The organism is Neorhizobium sp. DAR64872/K0K18 (assembly GCF_050500175.1).
In the GTDB taxonomy this organism is placed as follows: Bacteria; Pseudomonadota; Alphaproteobacteria; order Rhizobiales; family Rhizobiaceae; genus Neorhizobium; species Neorhizobium soli.
In genome coordinates, this window is the sequence record NZ_CP191446.1 from 257,387 (window position 1) to 275,242 (window position 17,856).

18 protein-coding genes are annotated in these 17,856 nt (G+C 60.3%); 7 read left to right on the forward strand and 11 right to left on the reverse strand.

What is annotated here, in order from left to right:
* Positions 1-23: 23 nt before the first annotated feature.
* From ACQY1P_RS06715 to ubiE, 3 genes are all read right to left on the reverse strand, one after another.
* On the reverse strand, positions 24-1,610 hold the full coding sequence (locus ACQY1P_RS06715; protein ID WP_430255796.1) for an aromatic amino acid lyase: 1,587 nt from the start codon (positions 1,608-1,610) through the stop codon (positions 24-26).
* An 87-nt stretch (positions 1,611-1,697) separates the two neighbouring features.
* A complete protein-coding gene (gene ubiB / locus ACQY1P_RS06720; protein ID WP_062454040.1) occupies positions 1,698-3,260 on the reverse strand; it encodes a 2-polyprenylphenol 6-hydroxylase in 1,563 nt (520 codons plus the stop codon).
* Between the two features lie 4 nt (positions 3,261-3,264).
* Positions 3,265-4,041 carry a bifunctional demethylmenaquinone methyltransferase/2-methoxy-6-polyprenyl-1,4-benzoquinol methylase UbiE gene (gene ubiE, locus ACQY1P_RS06725; protein WP_174195505.1) on the reverse strand — a complete coding sequence of 259 codons (777 nt, stop codon included), beginning with the start codon at positions 4,039-4,041 and terminating at the stop codon, positions 3,265-3,267.
* 127 nt (positions 4,042-4,168) lie between these two features.
* Here ubiE and mutM point away from each other — a divergent pair, with 127 nt between their 5' ends.
* The 5 genes from mutM (at position 4,169) to ACQY1P_RS06750 (ending at position 9,352) form a co-directional block, all read left to right on the forward strand.
* Complete coding sequence (gene mutM / locus ACQY1P_RS06730) at positions 4,169-5,047, forward strand: bifunctional DNA-formamidopyrimidine glycosylase/DNA-(apurinic or apyrimidinic site) lyase (protein ID WP_092663778.1); 879 nt, start codon at positions 4,169-4,171, stop codon at positions 5,045-5,047.
* A 280-nt stretch (positions 5,048-5,327) separates the two neighbouring features.
* The gene (rpsT, locus tag ACQY1P_RS06735; protein ID WP_062454038.1) at positions 5,328-5,594 is read left to right on the forward strand and encodes a 30S ribosomal protein S20; all 267 of its coding nucleotides are present in this window, start codon (positions 5,328-5,330) and stop codon (positions 5,592-5,594) included.
* Between the two features lie 847 nt (positions 5,595-6,441).
* Complete coding sequence (dnaA, locus tag ACQY1P_RS06740) at positions 6,442-8,010, forward strand: chromosomal replication initiator protein DnaA (RefSeq protein ID WP_062454037.1); 1,569 nt, start codon at positions 6,442-6,444, stop codon at positions 8,008-8,010.
* A 125-nt stretch (positions 8,011-8,135) separates the two neighbouring features.
* Positions 8,136-8,753, forward strand: coding sequence for a LysE family translocator (locus tag ACQY1P_RS06745; RefSeq protein ID WP_430255798.1), 618 nt, complete (start codon positions 8,136-8,138; stop codon positions 8,751-8,753).
* 5 nt (positions 8,754-8,758) lie between these two features.
* Positions 8,759-9,352, forward strand: coding sequence for a class I SAM-dependent methyltransferase (locus ACQY1P_RS06750; RefSeq protein ID WP_430255800.1), 594 nt, complete (start codon positions 8,759-8,761; stop codon positions 9,350-9,352).
* Here ACQY1P_RS06750 and hemW read toward each other — a convergent pair whose 3' ends face one another.
* The 4 genes from hemW to rph all read right to left on the reverse strand — a co-directional run bounded on the left by hemW (position 9,353) and on the right by rph (position 12,452).
* A complete protein-coding gene (hemW, locus tag ACQY1P_RS06755) occupies positions 9,353-10,516 on the reverse strand; it encodes a radical SAM family heme chaperone HemW (RefSeq protein WP_062454924.1) in 1,164 nt (387 codons plus the stop codon).
* 36 nt (positions 10,517-10,552) lie between these two features.
* Positions 10,553-11,197, reverse strand: a complete 645-nt coding sequence (rdgB, locus tag ACQY1P_RS06760; protein ID WP_430241171.1) for an RdgB/HAM1 family non-canonical purine NTP pyrophosphatase — start codon at positions 11,195-11,197, stop codon at positions 10,553-10,555.
* A gap of 8 nt (positions 11,198-11,205) precedes the next feature.
* Positions 11,206-11,610 carry a VOC family protein gene (locus ACQY1P_RS06765; protein WP_430255802.1) on the reverse strand — a complete coding sequence of 135 codons (405 nt, stop codon included), beginning with the start codon at positions 11,608-11,610 and terminating at the stop codon, positions 11,206-11,208.
* A gap of 122 nt (positions 11,611-11,732) precedes the next feature.
* The gene (gene rph / locus ACQY1P_RS06770) at positions 11,733-12,452 is read right to left on the reverse strand and encodes a ribonuclease PH (RefSeq protein WP_092663772.1); all 720 of its coding nucleotides are present in this window, start codon (positions 12,450-12,452) and stop codon (positions 11,733-11,735) included.
* 133 nt (positions 12,453-12,585) lie between these two features.
* Here rph and hrcA point away from each other — a divergent pair, with 133 nt between their 5' ends.
* Together hrcA and grpE are read left to right on the forward strand one after the other, a co-directional pair.
* Positions 12,586-13,665 (forward strand): heat-inducible transcriptional repressor HrcA, encoded by a 1,080-nt coding sequence (gene hrcA / locus ACQY1P_RS06775; protein WP_062454032.1) that lies wholly within the window; start codon positions 12,586-12,588, stop codon positions 13,663-13,665.
* Between the two features lie 89 nt (positions 13,666-13,754).
* Positions 13,755-14,393 carry a nucleotide exchange factor GrpE gene (gene grpE / locus ACQY1P_RS06780; protein WP_062454031.1) on the forward strand — a complete coding sequence of 213 codons (639 nt, stop codon included), beginning with the start codon at positions 13,755-13,757 and terminating at the stop codon, positions 14,391-14,393.
* A 72-nt stretch (positions 14,394-14,465) separates the two neighbouring features.
* Here the strand turns inward: grpE and ACQY1P_RS06785 are convergent, their stop codons facing one another.
* From ACQY1P_RS06785 to rpoN, 4 genes are all read right to left on the reverse strand, one after another.
* A complete protein-coding gene (locus ACQY1P_RS06785) occupies positions 14,466-14,702 on the reverse strand; it encodes a hypothetical protein (protein WP_062454030.1) in 237 nt (78 codons plus the stop codon).
* Positions 14,703-14,841: 139 nt separating this feature from the next.
* Entirely contained in the window at positions 14,842-15,306 is a 465-nt protein-coding gene (gene ptsN / locus ACQY1P_RS06790) for a PTS IIA-like nitrogen regulatory protein PtsN (RefSeq protein ID WP_062454029.1), read from the reverse strand.
* Between the two features lie 61 nt (positions 15,307-15,367).
* Entirely contained in the window at positions 15,368-15,940 is a 573-nt protein-coding gene (gene hpf, locus ACQY1P_RS06795) for a ribosome hibernation-promoting factor, HPF/YfiA family (protein ID WP_062454028.1), read from the reverse strand.
* A 228-nt stretch (positions 15,941-16,168) separates the two neighbouring features.
* Positions 16,169-17,752, reverse strand: coding sequence for an RNA polymerase factor sigma-54 (rpoN, locus tag ACQY1P_RS06800; protein WP_209902949.1), 1,584 nt, complete (start codon positions 17,750-17,752; stop codon positions 16,169-16,171).
* Between the last annotated feature and the right edge of the window lie 104 nt (positions 17,753-17,856).

Below are 17,856 nucleotides of genomic sequence, written 5' to 3' on the forward strand. Positions count from 1 at the left end.
GGCGGAATAAAGGCGCGTTGCTCTCACGGTTGCGTGGGCTGCACGCCCTGCATGCCGAACCCGCCCAGCGCGAAGAAACCGTCGATCGCATGGATCGGCGAGATGGCGATCAGCTCCGTCAGGAAGGCCTCCGACGCGAGTTCCGCCTCGATCGCCTCCACCTCCGCCGAAAGCGGCCGATCGACCGTGTAGAAGGCTGCGTGGCGGCGTACGGCATCGTAGATCAGCTTGACCGCACCGCCCGGCTCGTCGCCATGGATATCCATGGCCTGGGCTGCCAGCAACGCTTCCAGCGCTGCCAGTCGCTGCAGCGCCTGAACCTGTCGCTCGAACCGTTCGATCACCAGCGGCAGGAAGGCTGCCTCGTCTTCCATACCGCCGGCCACCACCAGCGACTGAGCCGAAACCGGGTTGGTCATCGACAGCACGCGTGAGAAGATTTCCCCGGCCAGCTTGATGATTGGGCCGAAGCCGGTCGCGATCACACCATGCGGAACCAGATTGACCGGCAGATCGCGGCGCTGGCCGTTTCCAAGAAGAACGCAGCGGTTGAAGGCATTGCGTGCCGCATGCGCCATCGTCAGCGATGCCGATTCCAGGAGCACCGTAACGTCGAGCGGCAGCGAACCGCCTGATGTCAGAACCCGGCCGTCGACGATCACGGGATTGTCGTCGGACCTGCCCGTTGCCGCGAGGATCTTGTGACCGGCAGTCAGCACGCTTTCAAACACCGTGCCGAACACCTGCGCGATCATGCGCAGGCTCAACGGGTCCTGGATTTGCGTTGCCTTCGGCCAGTCCCAGCCTTCGGACGCGTTGCACAGCCATTTTCCGATCATCGCCTCGCGTGGTGTGCCCACATGGGTGACGGCAATCCACGGGTCGCGGGATCCGCCCATCGCACCGGAAGCGGCCATGCCTGTGGCAAGCAGCGTTCGGATGGCGCAGGCGGCCGTGCGCGTCGCATCGGCGGCGGCCGCAAAGCTGACCGAATTGACGCTGAGCGAGGCAAGGCTATCGCGCGGCGCCATTTTCATGGGCGCGATCCCTGCCGCCGCAAAGGCTTCCGCCGCGGGCAGGCGGCGTCCCTCGAAGACAGCCTCGCCGACGCCGGTCAGGACAGCACCGATCTGCCCCATCAGACCGATATCGGCGCAGCCGATCGAGCCGGTGCGCCGCACGACCGGAATGACGTCGGCCTGCAGCAGATCGAGATAGGCCTGAACCAGTTCGGTCGAGCAACCCACATAGCCCGTCAGCGCCGTGTTGACGCGCAACGCCATCGCATTGCGCACGACGCAGATCGGAAACGGTTCGCCGGTGCCGAAGTGATGGGCCCGGACGAGCCCGATATTGAAAGCGTCCAGCTCTTCCGGCGACCACGCGACGTCCTTCATCGCACCAACGCCGGTCGTCGCGCCATAGACGGGCGTGCCCTCGGCAATCGTGCTTTCCAGCACCAACCGCGCCGCAGCGACACGGGCAAGCCCTTCGGCACTGGCTGTCACGGTTACTTCGCCACGGCCGATCTTGATCAGCTCGGCAAAGCCGATCGGCTGGCCGGTGAGTTCGATTGTGATGCGGTCTGGGTTTTCGGGTGCGGCGGACATGGCATTCCTTTTTGCCCGCACACTAATTCATCCTGTCGTCCAAGGTATATCCCAGAACCTGGACATCTGATGTCGCAACGCGCCTTTTCAGACGACGGCGAAGGCGATGACGACGAGCGAGATCGCGATGATCCACAGTGCCCAGCGGCCGGAGCGGCTGTGCCGGGCTTCCGCCTTGCCGATCGCGTCTGCCGTTTCGGGATCGAAACGCAGGCCGTGTTCGCTCATGTGAACGAGTTCCCGGTGCAGGGTTTCCGTCTTGGCGGCAATCTCCGGCAAGGCTTCGGCGAGCTTCAGCCCTGCCTTCATCCCGTCCTTAAGGTCGGATGCGATGCGCTTGGGGCCAAGATTGTCGCGGATCCACTGGCCGACGACCGGCTCTGCGGCCTTCCACATGTTGAAACGCGGGTCGAGGATACGCGAAACGCCTTCGACGACGACCATGGTCTTCTGCAAGAGGATCAACTGCGGCTGGGTCTGCATCTCGAACAGGTCGGTCACTTCGAACAGCAGCGCCAGCAGCCGGGCCATGGAGATGGTTTCGGCGGGCTGACCGTGGATCGGCTCGCCGATCGCCCGGATCGCCTGCGCGAAGGCTGCAACGTCGTGATGCGCAGGCACATAGCCCGCTTCGAAATGCACCTCGGCGACACGCATATAGTCGCGGGTAATAAAGCCGTAGAGGATTTCGGCGAGGAAGCGTCGTTCCTTTTTGCCCAGCCGTCCGGTGATCCCCATGTCGACGGCGACGATCGTACCGTCCCGCTCGACGAAGAGGTTGCCGGGATGCATGTCGGCATGGAAGAAGCCGTCGCGAAGCGTGTGACGCAGGAAGGACTGGATCAGCACTTCTGCGAGCTTTTCCAGATCGTGGCCGGCAGCCCTCAGCGCCGGGACGTCGTTCATCTTGGCGCCGTCGATCCACTCCATGGTGATGACGTCGCGGCCGGTCCGTTCCCAGTCCACTTCAGGCACGCGGAAACCTGGGTCGTCCGCCGTGTTTTCGGCAATCTCGGAAAGGGCTGCAGCCTCCAGGCGCAGGTCCATTTCCATCTTGGTCGTCTGTTCCAGCGTCCGCGTCACCTCAATCGGGCGAAGCCGGCGGCTGGAGGGCATCAGGCGTTCCTGCATGCGGGCAACCACATACATGCCTTCGATGTCATTTGCGAAACGCTGGCGCACGCCGGGGCGCACCACTTTCACGGCCATCTTTTTGCCGTTCACTTCGGCCGGGTGCACCTGCGCGATCGAGGCGGCCGCGATCGGCTCTTCGAACGATGTGTAGAGATCGCTGATCGGCCGGCCAAGCGAGGTCTCGACGGCGGTCTTGGCAGCATCGGTTGGGAAAAAGGCCATCCGGTCCTGCAGCATGGCAAGATCGACGGCCCAGTCCACACCGACCACATCCGGACGGGTCGCGAGAAACTGGCCGATCTTCACATAGGAGGGACCAAGCCTTCCGACGGCGCGGGTCAGCCTTTCGCTGCGTGGCTGCTTCTTCGCCCTGAAACGGGTGAGCGGCTCCAGCATGGATTTAAGAATGCCGACGGCCGGCGGCAGGTCCTGGGTCGGCAGGGCCGAAACCACGCCCTCGCGAACAAGAACCCAGCCGACACGGGCGAGCCGAAAATAAGCGCCGATTGTGCTCATCGCTTCAGAGCTTCCAGCCGGAATGCAGGGCTGCTATCCCGCCGGTATAATTGGTGTAGCTCACACGCGAAAAACCGGCAGTCCGGATCATCGCTGCGAAATTCTCCTGGTTGGGGAATTTGCGGATCGATTCCACCAGATACTGGTAGGGCTCGGAATCACCGGTGATCATCTTGCCGAAGCGCGGGATCGCCCGGAACGACCACTCGTCATAGAACTTGTCGAGCAGCGGAAGCTCCACTTCCGAAAATTCCAGAACCAGCAACCGTCCGCCACGCTTCAGCACGCGAAAGGCTTCAGACAGCGCCACGTCCATGCGCGGAACGTTGCGGATCCCGAAGGCGACCGTATAGGCGTCGAAGGAATTGTCCTCGAATGGCAGGGATTCTGCATTCGCCTCGATGAAATCGAGATTGCCAGACAGCTTTTTCTTCTGCGCCCGCTCGGCACCCACGGCCAGCATCGAGCCATTGATATCGAGCACCGTCGTATGGGCCTTGAGGCCCGAGGCCTCGACGATGCGGAATGCGACGTCGCCGGTGCCGCCCGCCACATCCAGCGTCCGGTAGCTTGCATCCTTGCGCGGATTGAGCGCGGTAATCATCGCGTCCTTCCACACCCGGTGCATGCCCGCCGACATGACGTCGTTCATCACGTCATAGCGCTTGGCGACCTTGTGGAATACGTCGTTGACGAGGCCCTGCTTTTCCCCATCGGCCACCTGGCGGAAGCCATAGGAGGTTTCCATTCCGCCTTCGGCGCGGGTGCGGGCTTCGGTCATGGGCAGCTCCTCGGTGTCTCTATCCAGGCGGACCATAGCGAAACCGGTTTCCGGACGCTATGTGGTGGATTACCGACCGGTCTATAGAGCACCGGCGGCATCGTTGAAACAGGAAGTTAGGTAGACCATGCCCGAATTGCCAGAGGTCGAAACCGTTCGTCGCGGCCTTTCTCCGGCCATGGAGGGAGCAAAGCTTGCAAGGCTGCAGCTGAACCGCACCGATCTGCGCTTTCCGTTCCCGGAAAATCTTGTCGCCGCAGTCGAAGGCCGGCAGATCATCGCGCTGGGAAGACGCGCCAAATACCTTCTGATCGACCTCGAAGACGATCTCACCATCATTGCCCATCTCGGCATGTCCGGCTCGTTCAGGGTCGAGGAAGAGGCGCTTGGCACATTTCATCATCCGCGCTCCAAGGACGAGAAGCATGACCACGTCGTCTTTCATCTGGAGCGTGGCAACGAGACATTGAAGGTCATCTATAATGATCCGCGCCGTTTCGGCTTCCTGCATCTGGCAAAGCGCAGCGAGCTCGATCTCTACCCGGCATTTGCGCAACTCGGGCCGGAGCCGACCGGCAACGCGCTCGATGCGGAGTATCTCGGCAAGCGGTTTTCCGGCAAGGCGCAGCCATTGAAGAGCACGCTGCTCGATCAGACCGTGATCGCCGGTCTCGGCAATATCTATGTCTGCGAAGCGCTGTGGCGCGCACACCTGTCGCCGAAGAGGGCAGCGGGCAGCATCGTCACGCCCACGGGCCGGCCGAAGAAGGAGCTGGTGCTGCTGACGGAAGCGATCCGCGCTGTCATTGCCGATGCGATTGCAGCCGGCGGCTCGTCTCTGCGCGACCATATCCAGACGGACGGCTCGCTTGGCTATTTCCAGCATTCCTTCTCTGTCTATGACCAGGAGGATAAGCCCTGCCGCACGCCGGGCTGCGGCGGCACCGTTTCTCGTATCACCCAAGCCGGCCGCTCCACCTTCTACTGCCCGCGCTGCCAGAAGTGATCAGCCGTTGCAGGCGATGTTTGAACACGCATCCCTGTAAGGAGAGTGGGAGGGGTTATGGTCGCGAAAAGGACGCGGGACTTCGCCAAACGGCAAATTCAGCGGCACCCTTCATGCGAATCCGCGTTGACGAGGCGCGCTATACCGGTTATATGCCCGCCCACAGTTGGGAAAGCCTGATCGACGGCTTCCTCTATTGCTCCCGAATTGCTGGATTGATGGTCGCAGGACCTACGCGGCAACGGCGGAGTTTTGGTTCGAATTCGTAGAGAGGCATGATATGGCCAATACAACTTCGGCGAAAAAAGCGACCCGCAAGATCGCTAGCCGTACCGCAGTCAACAAGTCCCGCCGCTCGCGCGTTCGTGGCTTTATCCGCAAGGTTGAAGAAGCGATCGCAACGGGTGACGTATCCGTCGCTGCTGCTGCTCTGAAGGCAGCTCAGCCGGAAATCGCACGCGCTGCAACGAAGGGCGTCCTTCACAGCAACACGGCGTCCCGCAAGGTCTCGCGCCTGGCAGCTCGCGTCAAGGCACTCTCCGCCTAATATCACCTTTAGCGTGCATGCATCAAAAGCCTGGTCGGTCGACCGGGCTTTTTGTGATTCTCGGTCCTTTGCACTTCGTTAACCGGCTCAGTAACGGTTACGTGTCAGGTGCGTGACAGATTTTTCCGATGAAATACAAAGGCTTATGAGAGGTCTGCCCAAGTCTGGCGGCAATTCCGCCAACCCGCCGCCTGCTTTTTGAGTCAAGGTTTTTTTTATTTTTTCTCTGAATCGTACCATCAGAAATAGATGGATTTTGAATCCCATTGATTCAACTGGGATTCTTCTCCGCAACCCTCCGGCCATTCAAATCGCGCCCAGAGAGTCAACGGTCGCGCTCGGATTTTGCGTAAAATTCATCATTGATCTTGCCATTTGATCCTGCCTAAATGGCTTTTAGCGAGAGGCATGGAGATCACTCCTAGAGCCTGCCGACAACCGCTCGACACCGAGCGGCCCGGGGACTTTAAGCAGCTTGCGGCGAGATGTTTTTCTCGTTTCCTTATTTAACCGATGGTTGCAAGCCGGAAATTGGCTTTTCCGGCAACAGCTGAACTTATGCGTGACGGGGCCGACTGGGGAGTCGGAAGAAGGCAGTGGGAAGTCAGCGGCTCTTCATAACGAGGATGGAGCGTGCGCTGAGTTGCGGGTTGGCTCCCGCAGGTCTGGATCAGACGAGGTGATCCGGATCGATCTTTGATGGTCCGGGCGGTTGGCCTGGAACTTTAATCGATGGGGAAGGGCAGTCATCGTTTCCTCGCGGAGACGGGCTGTCGGACGTAGTTAAAAAGAATATGTCCTGGCGGGAAACAGAACCGCCGGGCTCCTATGGAAAAGGCGGCGAATAATGCAAATGAATAACGTATCGGCTCGTGCAACCGGCAACGGGGGCAATGCACGACAGGCGTTTGATTCCGTTTGCGCACAGGCGGCAGGGGAAACACCAGTTATGAAGCATGATGCTCTTTTCGAGCGGTTCAGTGTGCGTCTTAAAGCACAGGTCGGCCAGGATGTTTACGCAAGCTGGTTTGCAAGACTTAAGCTTCACACCGTCTCGAAGAGTGTCGTCAGGCTCACGGTGCCCACGACGTTTCTGAAGTCTTGGATCAACAACCGTTATCTTGATCTGATCACGTCGATCTTCCAGGCGGAAGATGCCGAGATCCTCAAGGTGGAGATCCTGGTCCGCACGGCAACCCGCGCTGCAAAGCCGGTATCGGATGTCCAGGACGGCGTCATTGGCTCGGATGCTCCGGCACCTGTCGCGTCGCAACGCCCATCTGCACCGCGTGAGATCGGCAAGATCGCCACGTTCCCGACTGCCGCGTCCACCCCGGTTCGCCAGTCCTCGCAGCCCGGCCCGTTGTTCGGTTCGCCACTCGACAGCCGTTATACGTTCGACACGTTCGTTGAAGGCGCCTCGAACCGCGTGGCACTTGCCGCTGCCAAGACGATTGCGGAAGCCGGTGCCGGTGCCGTGCGTTTCAACCCGCTGTTTATTCATTCCGGTGTCGGTCTCGGCAAGACCCACCTTCTTCAGGCCATCGCCAACGCCGCCGTCGGCAGCCCCCGCATGCCGCGCGTGGTCTATCTCACCGCCGAATATTTCATGTGGCGTTTCGCAACCGCGATCCGCGACAATGATGCCCTGACGCTCAAGGACAGCCTGCGCCATATCGATCTGTTGATCATCGACGACATGCAGTTCCTGCAGGGCAAGATGATCCAGAACGAATTCTGCCATCTGCTCAACATGCTGCTCGACAGCGCCAAGCAGGTCGTGGTTGCTGCCGACCGCGCGCCCTGGGAGCTGGAATCGCTCGATCCGCGGGTTCGCTCGCGTCTGCAGGGCGGCGTGGCCATCGAGGTCGAGACGCCGGATTACGATATGCGCATGGAAATGCTCAAAGGTCGTCTCGCGGCTGCCCAGCAGGATGATCCATCGCTCGATATCCCGCACGAAATTCTCGATCACGTCGCACGCAGCGTCGTCAGCACCGGTCGCGAACTGGAAGGCGCGTTCAACCAGCTGCTGTTCCGTCGCTCGTTTGAGCCGAACCTCTCGATCGAGCGCGTTGACGAGCTTCTCGCCCATCTGGTCGGCGCCGGGGAAGCAAGGCGCGTCCGGATCGAGGATATCCAGCGCGTCGTGGCACGCCATTACAACGTCTCGCGGCAGGAACTGGTCTCCAACCGCCGCACCCGCGTCATCGTCAAGCCGCGCCAGGTCGCCATGTACCTCTCGAAAACCATGACGCCGCGCTCCTTCCCGGAAATCGGCCGTCGGTTTGGTGGCCGCGACCATACGACCGTGCTGCATGCGGTTCGCAAGATCGAGGACCTGATCTCGGGCGACAGCAAGCTCAGCCACGAGGTCGAGCTTCTGAAGCGCTTGATCAACGAAAACAATCTGTGATCATCGACTGACCGACCGAAGCCGGCTCTTATCCATCGGATGAGACCCGGTTTTTGTTTGTCCGGGCGTTGACGGGATTTGGCTTCTGGCGCACACCAATTTTTCTGGTGTGCGAGGAGCGTGTCGTGTTTCTTTTATCCGTGGCGACCATCTGGGCTGTCGCCTGCATTACCCCCGGGCCAAATACGCTGCTGGTGATCCGCTATTGCCTCACAGCACCGCGCAGGGTTGCCATTACGGCAGCCATGGGAACGATTACCGGAACATGCCTGTGGGGCTTTGCGGGCTGGCTCGGGATCAATGCCCTGTTTCAGGCAGCCCCTTTCGCCTATGTCGCGCTGAAGATCGTCGGCGGTCTTTATCTCGTATGGCTCGGCCTGCGCGTCTTCATGGACGTCCGGAAGGCCCGGACAACACCCGAATTTGCCCCCACAGAACGCGAGATACCGCTGAGGAAGGCTTACCGACTGGGGCTTGCGACCAACCTCGCCAACCCGAAATCGGCTCTCTTCGTTGCCTCGCTGTTTGCCGCTACCATGCCGGCGGGCACGCCGTTTCTATACGGGCTAGCGGCAATCGCTGTCATGGTCGCGGTTTCGGCCTGTTACTATACGTTTCTGGTCGGCCTGATCACCCATCCGCGGGTAGCGAGCGCCTATCTCAAGGCCAAGCAGAAGATCGACCTCGGCGTCGCCACCGTCTTCGTCGGCTTCGGCACCAAGCTTCTCCTGTCACAAAATTAAAAGCCATGGCGGAGCACGATCAGACCCTCCGCTTCTACGCCGACAATGCCGAAACCTATGCCGGTTATCGGGAGAAGGCCAATGACGTCAGGCTGGAGGCATTTCTCTCCCGTCTCTCGCAGGGCGCCCGCATTCTGGAACTCGGCTGCGGCAATGGCCGCGACAGCGGTTTCATGATTGAACGCGGCTTCGACGTCACCCCGACGGATGGCGTTGCGGAAATGGCAGAGCAAGCCTCGCGCCGCTTGGGGCGCACGGTTGCGATACTGCGCTTCGGGGATATCGACAGCGTGGCGGCCTATGACGGCGTCTGGGCCAATGCCTGCCTTCTCCACACGCCGATAAACGATCTTGCCGATATCCTTGCCCGCATCCATCGGGCGCTGCGCCCTGGCGGCATTTTCTACGCAAGCTACAAGACCGGAGGCGAAGAGATGACGGATGCGATCGGTCGCTATTACAACAACCCGTCGCGGCCCTGGCTCGAACAGGCCTACAGGACCGTCACGTGGTCATCGCTCGAGATAAGCACGAACGACGGCAGCGGCTATGATGACCGGCCGACCGAATGGCTGCATGTGACGGCGGTAAAGGCGTAGTCAGCAGGCGAGGTCGGCAACGACAGCATCGAGGATCAGCATGCCGGACGGCGTGCAGCGCAGCCTGGAATTTCCCAGCCGCTCGATAAAGCCGTGTTCCAGAAGCCGCTCTTCGCGGACCGGGTCCGGATCGCGGCCGGAAAGCTCCTGCCAGCGCGCCAGGTCGACGCCTTCGGTCAGGCGCAGTCCCATCAGAAGCAACTCGTCCGCCTGCTCGTCGAAGCCTAGCAGTTCCTGGTCGACCATGCCGTGGCCTTGTGTCTCGACCTGATCCAGCCACGTCTCCGGACGTCGCTCGGTGGCGGTGGCGATCTTGTCGCGTCCCCGCGTCAGGCGACCATGCGCACCGGGGCCGATGCCGGCATAGTCGCCATAGCGCCAGTAGGTCAGGTTGTGCCGGCTTTCAGCACCCGGCTTGGCGTGGTTGGAAACCTCGTAGGCCGGCATGCCATGCGCGGCCGTGATCTCCTGCGTCGCCTCGTAGAGCAGCGCCGACTGCTCATCATCTGGAACGATCAGTTTGCCGGCCTTGTGCAGGCCGTAGAACGGCGTGCCTTCCTCGATCGTCAGCTGATAGAGGGAAAGGTGATCGACGGCATAGGAAATGGCCTGCTTCAGCTCCGCTTCCCAGGCCTCCACGGTCTGCTTGGGACGGGCGTAGATCAGGTCGAACGACATGCGCGGAAAGATCTCGCGCGCCAGCTTGATCGCCTTCAGCGCGTCTGCCACGTCATGCAGGCGGCCGAGGAATTTGAGATCCGTATCGTTGAGAGCCTGCACGCCCATCGAGACCCGGTTGATGCCGGCAGCCCTGTAGCCGCGAAAGCGTTCCGCCTCGACGCTGGAAGGGTTGGCTTCCATCGTGATCTCGATCCCGTCAGGCACATGCCAGTGCTGCGCGATCCCGTTGAGGATCGCCCCGACGGTTGAAGGATCCATCAGCGAAGGCGTACCGCCGCCCAGAAAGATGCTCGTGACCGTCTTCGGCCCGCTCATCTTCCGCATCGTTTCCATCTCTTTCAGAAACGCGGCGGTGTAGCGGAGCTGATCCACGGGCTGGTGGCGGACATGGCTGTTGAAATCGCAATAGGGGCATTTGGCCGCGCAAAACGGCCAGTGCACGTAAACGCCGAAGCCCGGCTCACCCGTGTCGGGTAGCAGCATGCCGGGAAAAAGGGGAGCGACGGCGTTCAATGGGGATCAGGCCTCCAGGCAGGTTTCAACGAACAGCTTGAACGCGCGCGCCCGGTGCGAAAGCGCATGTTCATCGCCCGGCTTCCAGCCGTGCTTTTCCTCGCTGGTCATTTCACCGAACGTTGTCTCGTGACCTTCCGGCTGGAAGATCGGATCGTAACCGAAACCGGCAGCACCACGCGGCGGCCAGGCGACAACGCCTTCGACATCGCCGCGGAAGAGTTCGGTGTGGCCATCCGGCCAGGCAAGGCAGATAACGCTCACAAAACGGCAGCTGCGCTTGTCGGGCGTGGTCGCACCCTTTTCCTGCAGCGCGTCTTCCACCTTCTGCATCGCCATCGCGAAATCACGGCTGCCATCCTCGCGCTCAGCCCAGTCGGCGGTATAGACACCGGGAGCACCGTCCAGCGCATCGATGACGATGCCGCTATCGTCGGAAAGGGCGGGCAGGCCGGACGCCTTGGCAGACGCAAGCGCCTTGATCGCCGCATTTTCCTCGAATGTCGTGCCGGTCTCATCCGGTTCCTCGAACTTCAGTTCGGCTGCGGACTTTGCCGAAAAGCCGAACGGACCGATCAATTCGGCAATCTCACGGATCTTGCCGGCATTGTGGCTGGCAACGACGATCGTTTTCGTCTCAAGCTTGCGCATGAAGGTTCCTATAGATTCCAGAGCCTCGGCTCTGCGCATTCCAGGCTGTTGCCGGCCGGGTCACGGAAATAGATGGATCGGGCGCCGGTCGGCCAGCGAAAATCGCTTTCAATCACGATGCCCGCCTTGTTGAGCTTTTCGACCATTCTGTCAATCGCCGGCCCGTCCATACGAAAGCACACATGCCCCGGGCCTGTCGTGCCATGCGGGGGAACCGGCAGCGCATCATCAGGTGGCGGCTTCAGAGTCTCGGCGCGATTGAAGATTAGGAGGATGCCTGGTCCGCATCGGTAAAACACGTGGCGATCGCCGGCCCGCAACACCCGTTCAAGCCCGAGCAGTTCACCGTAAAAGGCTTCCGCCGCATCGAGATCATCGACATAGAGCGCTGTTTCGAGAATGCCGTCGATCAAAACAGTGGCTCCCTTGTCTGATGCTGCCCCGCCATGAAGGCGGGGGAGAGGTTCGATCGAGAGGTAGTCTCTCCGGAAAGGAAGACTGCCCCTCGCAACTCTTGGATCAGCCAGCGTTGAAATCAGCCGCCGATCGCCTGCTTCTGCAGAGCTACCAGTTCCCGGGTGCCGTCCTGTGCCAGCGACAAAAGGTTGAGGAATTCCTCCTGGCTGAAGGGAGCACCCTCGGCCGTGCCCTGAATCTCGACGATGCCGCCGCTACCCGTCATGACGAAATTCGCGTCTGTCTCGGCGGCGGAATCCTCGAGGTAGTCGAGATCTATGACCGGCTGGCTTGCAAAGATGCCGCACGAGATCGCCGCGACATGGTCTTTCAGAACCTTGTCGAGCTTGATCATCGAGCGGGTGTCCATCCATTTCAGGCAATCATACAGCGCCAGCCAGCCACCGGTAATGGCCGCCGTGCGGGTGCCGCCATCGGCCTGGATCACGTCGCAGTCGATGGTGATCTGCTTTTCGCCAAGCGCGGAAAGGTCGACCACGGCGCGCAGCGAACGGCCGATCAGGCGCTGGATTTCCTGGGTACGGCCACCCTGCTTGCCGGTCGCAGCCTCGCGCTTCATCCGGTCGCCGGTGGCGCGCGGCAGCATTCCGTATTCGGCGGTGACCCAGCCCTTGCCGGAATTGCGCAGCCACGGCGGTGTCTTTTCTTCAAGGCTTGCGGTGCACAGAACATGGGTATCGCCGAACTTGACGAGACAGGAGCCCTCGGCATGCTTGGAGAAATTGCGCTCGAACGAAATCTTGCGCATCTGATTTGTCTGTCTGCCTGAAGGCCGCATCCGTCACTCCCTAAATTATTGTTTCCGCCTTCTAAGGCTCGGAGCCGTCATTTGCAAAGAATTTCCCTTTTGCGGATGCGCAAGTGAGCGACTATATCTGGGAGATGAGATCAGCAGCATGGTAAAGGGGCCAATGGTATTTCCGGGACTGACGGGTCGCGACAACGGCTCCGTGCTTGATGATCGTTCGCGGGAAATCTTTCGCCGCATCGTGGAAAGCTATCTGGAATCCGGCGAGCCGGTCGGTTCGCGCAATCTGTCGCGACTTCTGCCCATGTCGCTGTCGCCAGCCTCCGTGCGCAATGTCATGAGCGATCTGGAAGAGCTCGGCCTCATCTACTCGCCGCATATCAGTGCAGGCCGCATGCCGACCCAGACAGGGCTGCGGTTCTTTGTCGATGCCTTCATGCAGGTCGGCAATCTCTCGGAAGAAGACCGCGCCAGCATCGACCGGCAGATCCGTCCTCCGGATCGCGATCAGACGCTCGAAAACCTGATGGCCGATGCAAGCCTGATGCTGTCTGGCGTCTCGCGCGGCGCCGGCATCGTCATCACTGCCAAGAACGATCCCGTCCTCAAACATGTCGAGTTCATCCGCCTGGAGCCCACCAAGGCGCTCGCTGTCCTCGTTGGCGATCATAATCAGGTGGAGAACCGCATCATCGATCTGCCGGCCGGCGTAACCTCGTCGCAGCTCGGCGAGGCCGCAAATTTCCTCAACGCGCATCTCGCCGGCCAGACGCTGCCGGAATTCCGCGGCCAGATGAAAATGCTGAAGGAACAGGTCGCAAGCGAGCTTCACACGCTGTCGCATGATCTGGTGGAGCGAGGCCTCGCCTTCTGGTCGGGTGATCAGGAAGATGGAAAGCCGGGCCAGCTCATCGTGCGCGGCCGGGCAAACCTTCTCGAAGGTCTGGCTGACGTCAGCGATCTCGATCGGCTGCGTCTGCTGTTTGACGATCTCGAAAAGAAGGACAGCCTGATCGAGATCCTCGACCTTGCCGAAAAGGGGCCGGGCGTGCGGATCTTTATCGGTTCGGAAAACAAACTGTTCTCTCTATCCGGCTCCTCGCTCATCGTTGCGCCCTATCGTGATGGCGAGGAACGCATCGTCGGCGCGGTCGGCGTGATCGGCCCAACCCGGCTGAATTACTCGCGCATTGTGCCCATGGTGGATTACACGGCGCAGCTGCTTGCAAGGCTATCCCGCTAGGATGTTCCCAAGCCCTTGATTTTTTCGCCCCGAACCTCGATATCGGGCGCAACCACCCTTCCAGATTCCAATACGCACCGGAGACCGTCATGACCGACGAAACCAAGAAGAACGGACCTGACGCAGCTGCTGTCGAAAACACGGCGGAAGCCGTAGCATCCGCTCTCGAAGACGCCGCCGATCAGAGCGCAGGGGAAGCCTTCTTCGCGCAGGAGCCCGATCCGATCGATGTGCTCAAGGCTGAAAATTCCGATTTGCGCGACCGTTTCATGCGGCTTGCTGCAGAGATGGACAACCTTCGCCGCCGCACCGAGCGTGAAGTAAAGGATGCCAAGTCCTACGCCGTCTCGGGCTTTGCCCGCGACATGCTGGCCGTCTCGGACAATCTGCGCCGCGCGCTCGACACTGTTCCGGCAGACAAGCGTGCCGGAGCCGATGCGACGCTGACGAGCCTGCTTGAAGGCGTCGAAATGACCGAGCGTGGCATGCTGTCGACACTCGAGCGGCACGGCGTCAAGAAGATCGATGCCGAAGGCGAGAAGTTCGATCCGAACTTCCATCAGGCCATGTTCGAGATCCCGAATGCGGATGTACCCAACAACACTGTCATGCAGGTCGTCCAGGCCGGCTTCATTATTGGCGAACGCGTCTTGCGCCCGGCCATGGTCGGCGTCGCCAAGGGCGGCCCGAAGGTTGAAGCAGCGGCGGCTGAAGACAAGAAGGACTGAGCTCCTTAGAGCCTTTCCAAGAAAAATGGGCGCCTCGGGCGCCCATTTGCGTTTGGCGACCGCGGGTAAGGATCAGTGCGTCGTATCCAGCGAAACATGCGCCAGGGAACGGATCAGGGCCAGTTCCGAATTGAGATGGGCTCGGGTCTTCTTGTCCGCATCGCCGATCAGTCCCTCCTGACCATCGGCAATTTTGAAGATTGCATCGAGCTCATCGAGAAGATGGGGATCCTTGATCGCCAGCAGGATGATAACCGCCTTAAGCAGTCTGTCATTCGCAGCGATCCTGGCACGTATGTCGTCATTCATGTCTATCTCCTTCAACGGGAAAGACATGTGGCGTATTTGACAAAAGGCAATTCTAAAGAGGGCTCGAAAACAAGATTAGCCGCTCCATTCGAGGGCGAACGGGCGGCTTTACTCTATAGAAAAGGAGTATAGAGCCGCCTCAGGCGGCGTGGTTTGCCTGTTCTGCATTCAGAAAGGCGTAGATTGCCGACGCGGAATCGGTCTTGCGAAGCTTGGCAACGAGATCCTGATCGCGCAATACGCGGGCAATACGCGAAAGCGCCTTCAGGTGGTCGGCGCCGGCGCCCTCTGGGGCGAGCAGCAGGAAGACAAGATCGACCGGCTCGTCATCCAGCGCTTCGAAGTCGATCGGCGATTCCAGGCGGGCGAACACGCCCTTGATGGACGATATGCTGCTGAGCTTGCCATGTGGGATGGCAATGCCGTGGCCAACGCCCGTCGACCCCAGCCGCTCCCGTTGCAGGATGACGTCGAAGATCTCCCGCTCGGGAACACCCGTCAGCTTGGCCGCTTTCACAGCAAGTTCCTGAAGAAGCTGCTTCTTGGAGGTCACTTTAAGGGCAGGAACAATCGCATCTTGCTGCAGCAAATCCGCCAAAGCCATTCTTATCATCCTTTTGCCGCGAAGGGCGAAGAGAGCGCCAAAGGCGCTCTCCCGAGAGTTTTTAGTTCTTCATACCGGTGGAATCGATCCAACCGATATTTCCGTCATTGCGCCGGTACACGATGTTCAGCTCCTTTCCAGGGCTGCGGAACAACAGGACCGGTTCGTCCGTCATGTCGAGCGCCATCACGGCGGTCGCAACGGACATGGTCATCAACTGCTTCGTGCTTTCCGCAACGATGGTCGGTGCGAAATCGTCTGGCACGTCGTCTTCTTCATCCGGTACACGGTCCATGACCGTGTAAGCCACTTCGGAAAAACCGTTCGCGTGATTGCCGGCGTGATGGTCCTTCAGTCGACGCTTGTAGCGACGAAGGCGTTTTTCGATCCGCTCCGCTGCAGCATCGAAACTTGCCTGTGGATCATTCGCTTCTCCGGCCGCATGCAGGACGATCCCGGTATCGAGATGCACCTTGCAGTCTGCCGAAAAACGCGAGCCGGACTTCTCGACGATCACCTGACCCGAATACCCCCCGTCGAAGTATTTGGTCACTGCACCGCCGATGTGGTCCTCGATCTTCTGTCGAAACGAGTCGCCGATTTCCATATGTTTACCGGATACACGCACACTCATGGAGTTACTCCTTATTGTCGTGACTTGCATGTTCCAGTCTACGCCAACCGGCCTCTTGATCCAAGCGGTTCACGAATGGCAGGGCCAAATTGGTTTGGGAATTGGTTTAGATCCCGTGTCGCCCGGTCAGGTTGCGGCGGGTCTCTAAACTGCCATTAACGGAATGTCAATCTGTGCGGCACGTGTGGCGAATACCGGGTCGCCTATGACTGCCCTCGATATGTGAGGCTAGAACGCTGCCAGTTTCGCGATGGCGCGCTTTTCCCGCCTGCGTTGCACCGATGACGGAATATTCATCGCCTCGCGATATTTCGCCACCGTCCGGCGCGCAAGTTCGACACCGCCCTGTTTGAGGCTGATGACAATGTCGTCATCCGACAGGACGGCACTCGGCAGCTCCTGAGAAATCAACAATCGGATGCGATGCCGCACCGATTCGGCCGAATGGGTGTCTCCACCTTCTTCCGCCGAGCCGATCGACACTGTGAAGAAGTATTTCAGTTCGAACAGGCCGCGTGGCGTCAGCACATACTTGTTGGAGGTGACGCGGCTGACGGTGGATTCGTGCATCTTGATGGCCTCTGCCACCGTCTTCAGGTTGAGTGGTCGCAGGTGATCGACGCCGTGCAGCAGGAAGGCATCCTGCTGGCGTACGATCTCGCTTGCCACTTTCATGATCGTCTTGGCGCGCTGGTCGAGGCTGCGGGCGAGCCAGTTCGCCGTCTGCATGCAGTCCGACAGAAAATTGTGATCTTCGCCGTTCTTCGGGCAGTGTTTGGAGACCGTGTTGAAATAGGTCTGGTTGACCAGGACGCGCGGCAGGGTATCGGGATTGAGTTCGACGTTCCATCCACCATCAAGCGATGGCCGGACCACGACATCAGGTGAGATAGACTGCGAGAACCCGCCCTCGAAGCCCGCACCCGGCTTCGGGTTGAGCTTGCGGATTTCAGCCATCATGTCGATCAGATCTTCGTCGTCCACGCCGCAGATCTTGCGCAGAGACGCAAAGTCACGCTTGGCGAGAAGATCGAGGTGATCGATCAGCGCTGCCATGGCCGGGTCCAGCCGGTCGTTCTGGCGCAACTGGATCGCCAGGCATTCGCTCAGGCTACGGCAAAATACCCCGGGTGGATCGAAGGTTTGCAGCTGAATGAGAACGGCCTCTACCGCCTCCGGCGCCTTGCCGAGACGGGCCGCGACCTCTTCGATGTCGCCCTGGAAATAGCCGGCATCGTCCAACTGGTCGAGCAGGTCCTGGGCGATCAACCGGTCGCCCGGGGTGGTCACCACGAAAGGCAGCTGTTGTCCGAGATGATCGCGCAGGGTCACCTGACCCGCAACGAAATCGTCGAGGTCGTAGTCCTCGCCGGCATCGCCGCCGGGCATCGATTTCCACTGGCCGAGAAGTTCGGGCGCGTCCGGCCGCTGTGCCGGTGCGTCGTCGGGAAACACGTTTTCAAGGCTGGCATCGAGGTGATCGCCAAGCTTGGCCGTGCCGTCGCGGGTTGCGCTCTCATACCAGTCGAGGGAGCCGACATCGGCTTGCGCCGCCGATTGGCCTTCGAACTGTCCGTCATCCTCGCGCGAACCGGAAAATTCCAGATCGCGGGGATCAAGCGCGCCTAAATCCGCATCACCATCGCCGTCGCCTGCCGCTATTTCGAGCAGCGGATTTTTCTCGACTTCCTGGGCGATGAACTGGTTGAGTTCAAAATGCGTCATCTGCAGCAGCTGAATGGACTGCATCAGCTGCGGTGTCATCACCAGCGATTGGCTCTGTCGCAGAAAAAGACTGGCAGATAACCCCATGGCGGACGCGAAACTCCCGTGATCTCCTTAAAATCATGCGGTCATCGCACGATAGTCGAGAGGAAGACACCGAGATTATCGGTGCCATCCTTCAACTGGCACAA

Coding starts and splice junctions, on each gene's coding strand:
- ACQY1P_RS06715 (WP_430255796.1), bottom strand. CDS start 1,610: ATGTCCGCCGCACCCGAAAACCCAGACCGCATCACAATCGAACTCACC.
- ubiB (WP_062454040.1), bottom strand. CDS start 3,260: ATGAGCACAATCGGCGCTTATTTTCGGCTCGCCCGTGTCGGCTGGGTT.
- ubiE (WP_174195505.1), bottom strand. CDS start 4,041: ATGACCGAAGCCCGCACCCGCGCCGAAGGCGGAATGGAAACCTCCTAT.
- mutM (WP_092663778.1), top strand. CDS start 4,169: ATGCCCGAATTGCCAGAGGTCGAAACCGTTCGTCGCGGCCTTTCTCCG.
- rpsT (WP_062454038.1), top strand. CDS start 5,328: ATGGCCAATACAACTTCGGCGAAAAAAGCGACCCGCAAGATCGCTAGC.
- dnaA (WP_062454037.1), top strand. CDS start 6,442: ATGCAAATGAATAACGTATCGGCTCGTGCAACCGGCAACGGGGGCAAT.
- ACQY1P_RS06750 (WP_430255800.1), top strand. CDS start 8,759: ATGGCGGAGCACGATCAGACCCTCCGCTTCTACGCCGACAATGCCGAA.
- hemW (WP_062454924.1), bottom strand. CDS start 10,516: ATGCTGCTACCCGACACGGGTGAGCCGGGCTTCGGCGTTTACGTGCAC.
- rdgB (WP_430241171.1), bottom strand. CDS start 11,197: ATGCGCAAGCTTGAGACGAAAACGATCGTCGTTGCCAGCCACAATGCC.
- rph (WP_092663772.1), bottom strand. CDS start 12,452: ATGCGGCCTTCAGGCAGACAGACAAATCAGATGCGCAAGATTTCGTTC.
- hrcA (WP_062454032.1), top strand. CDS start 12,586: ATGGTATTTCCGGGACTGACGGGTCGCGACAACGGCTCCGTGCTTGAT.
- grpE (WP_062454031.1), top strand. CDS start 13,755: ATGACCGACGAAACCAAGAAGAACGGACCTGACGCAGCTGCTGTCGAA.
- ACQY1P_RS06785 (WP_062454030.1), bottom strand. CDS start 14,702: ATGAATGACGACATACGTGCCAGGATCGCTGCGAATGACAGACTGCTT.
- ptsN (WP_062454029.1), bottom strand. CDS start 15,306: ATGGCTTTGGCGGATTTGCTGCAGCAAGATGCGATTGTTCCTGCCCTT.
- hpf (WP_062454028.1), bottom strand. CDS start 15,940: ATGAGTGTGCGTGTATCCGGTAAACATATGGAAATCGGCGACTCGTTT.
- rpoN (WP_209902949.1), bottom strand. CDS start 17,752: ATGGGGTTATCTGCCAGTCTTTTTCTGCGACAGAGCCAATCGCTGGTG.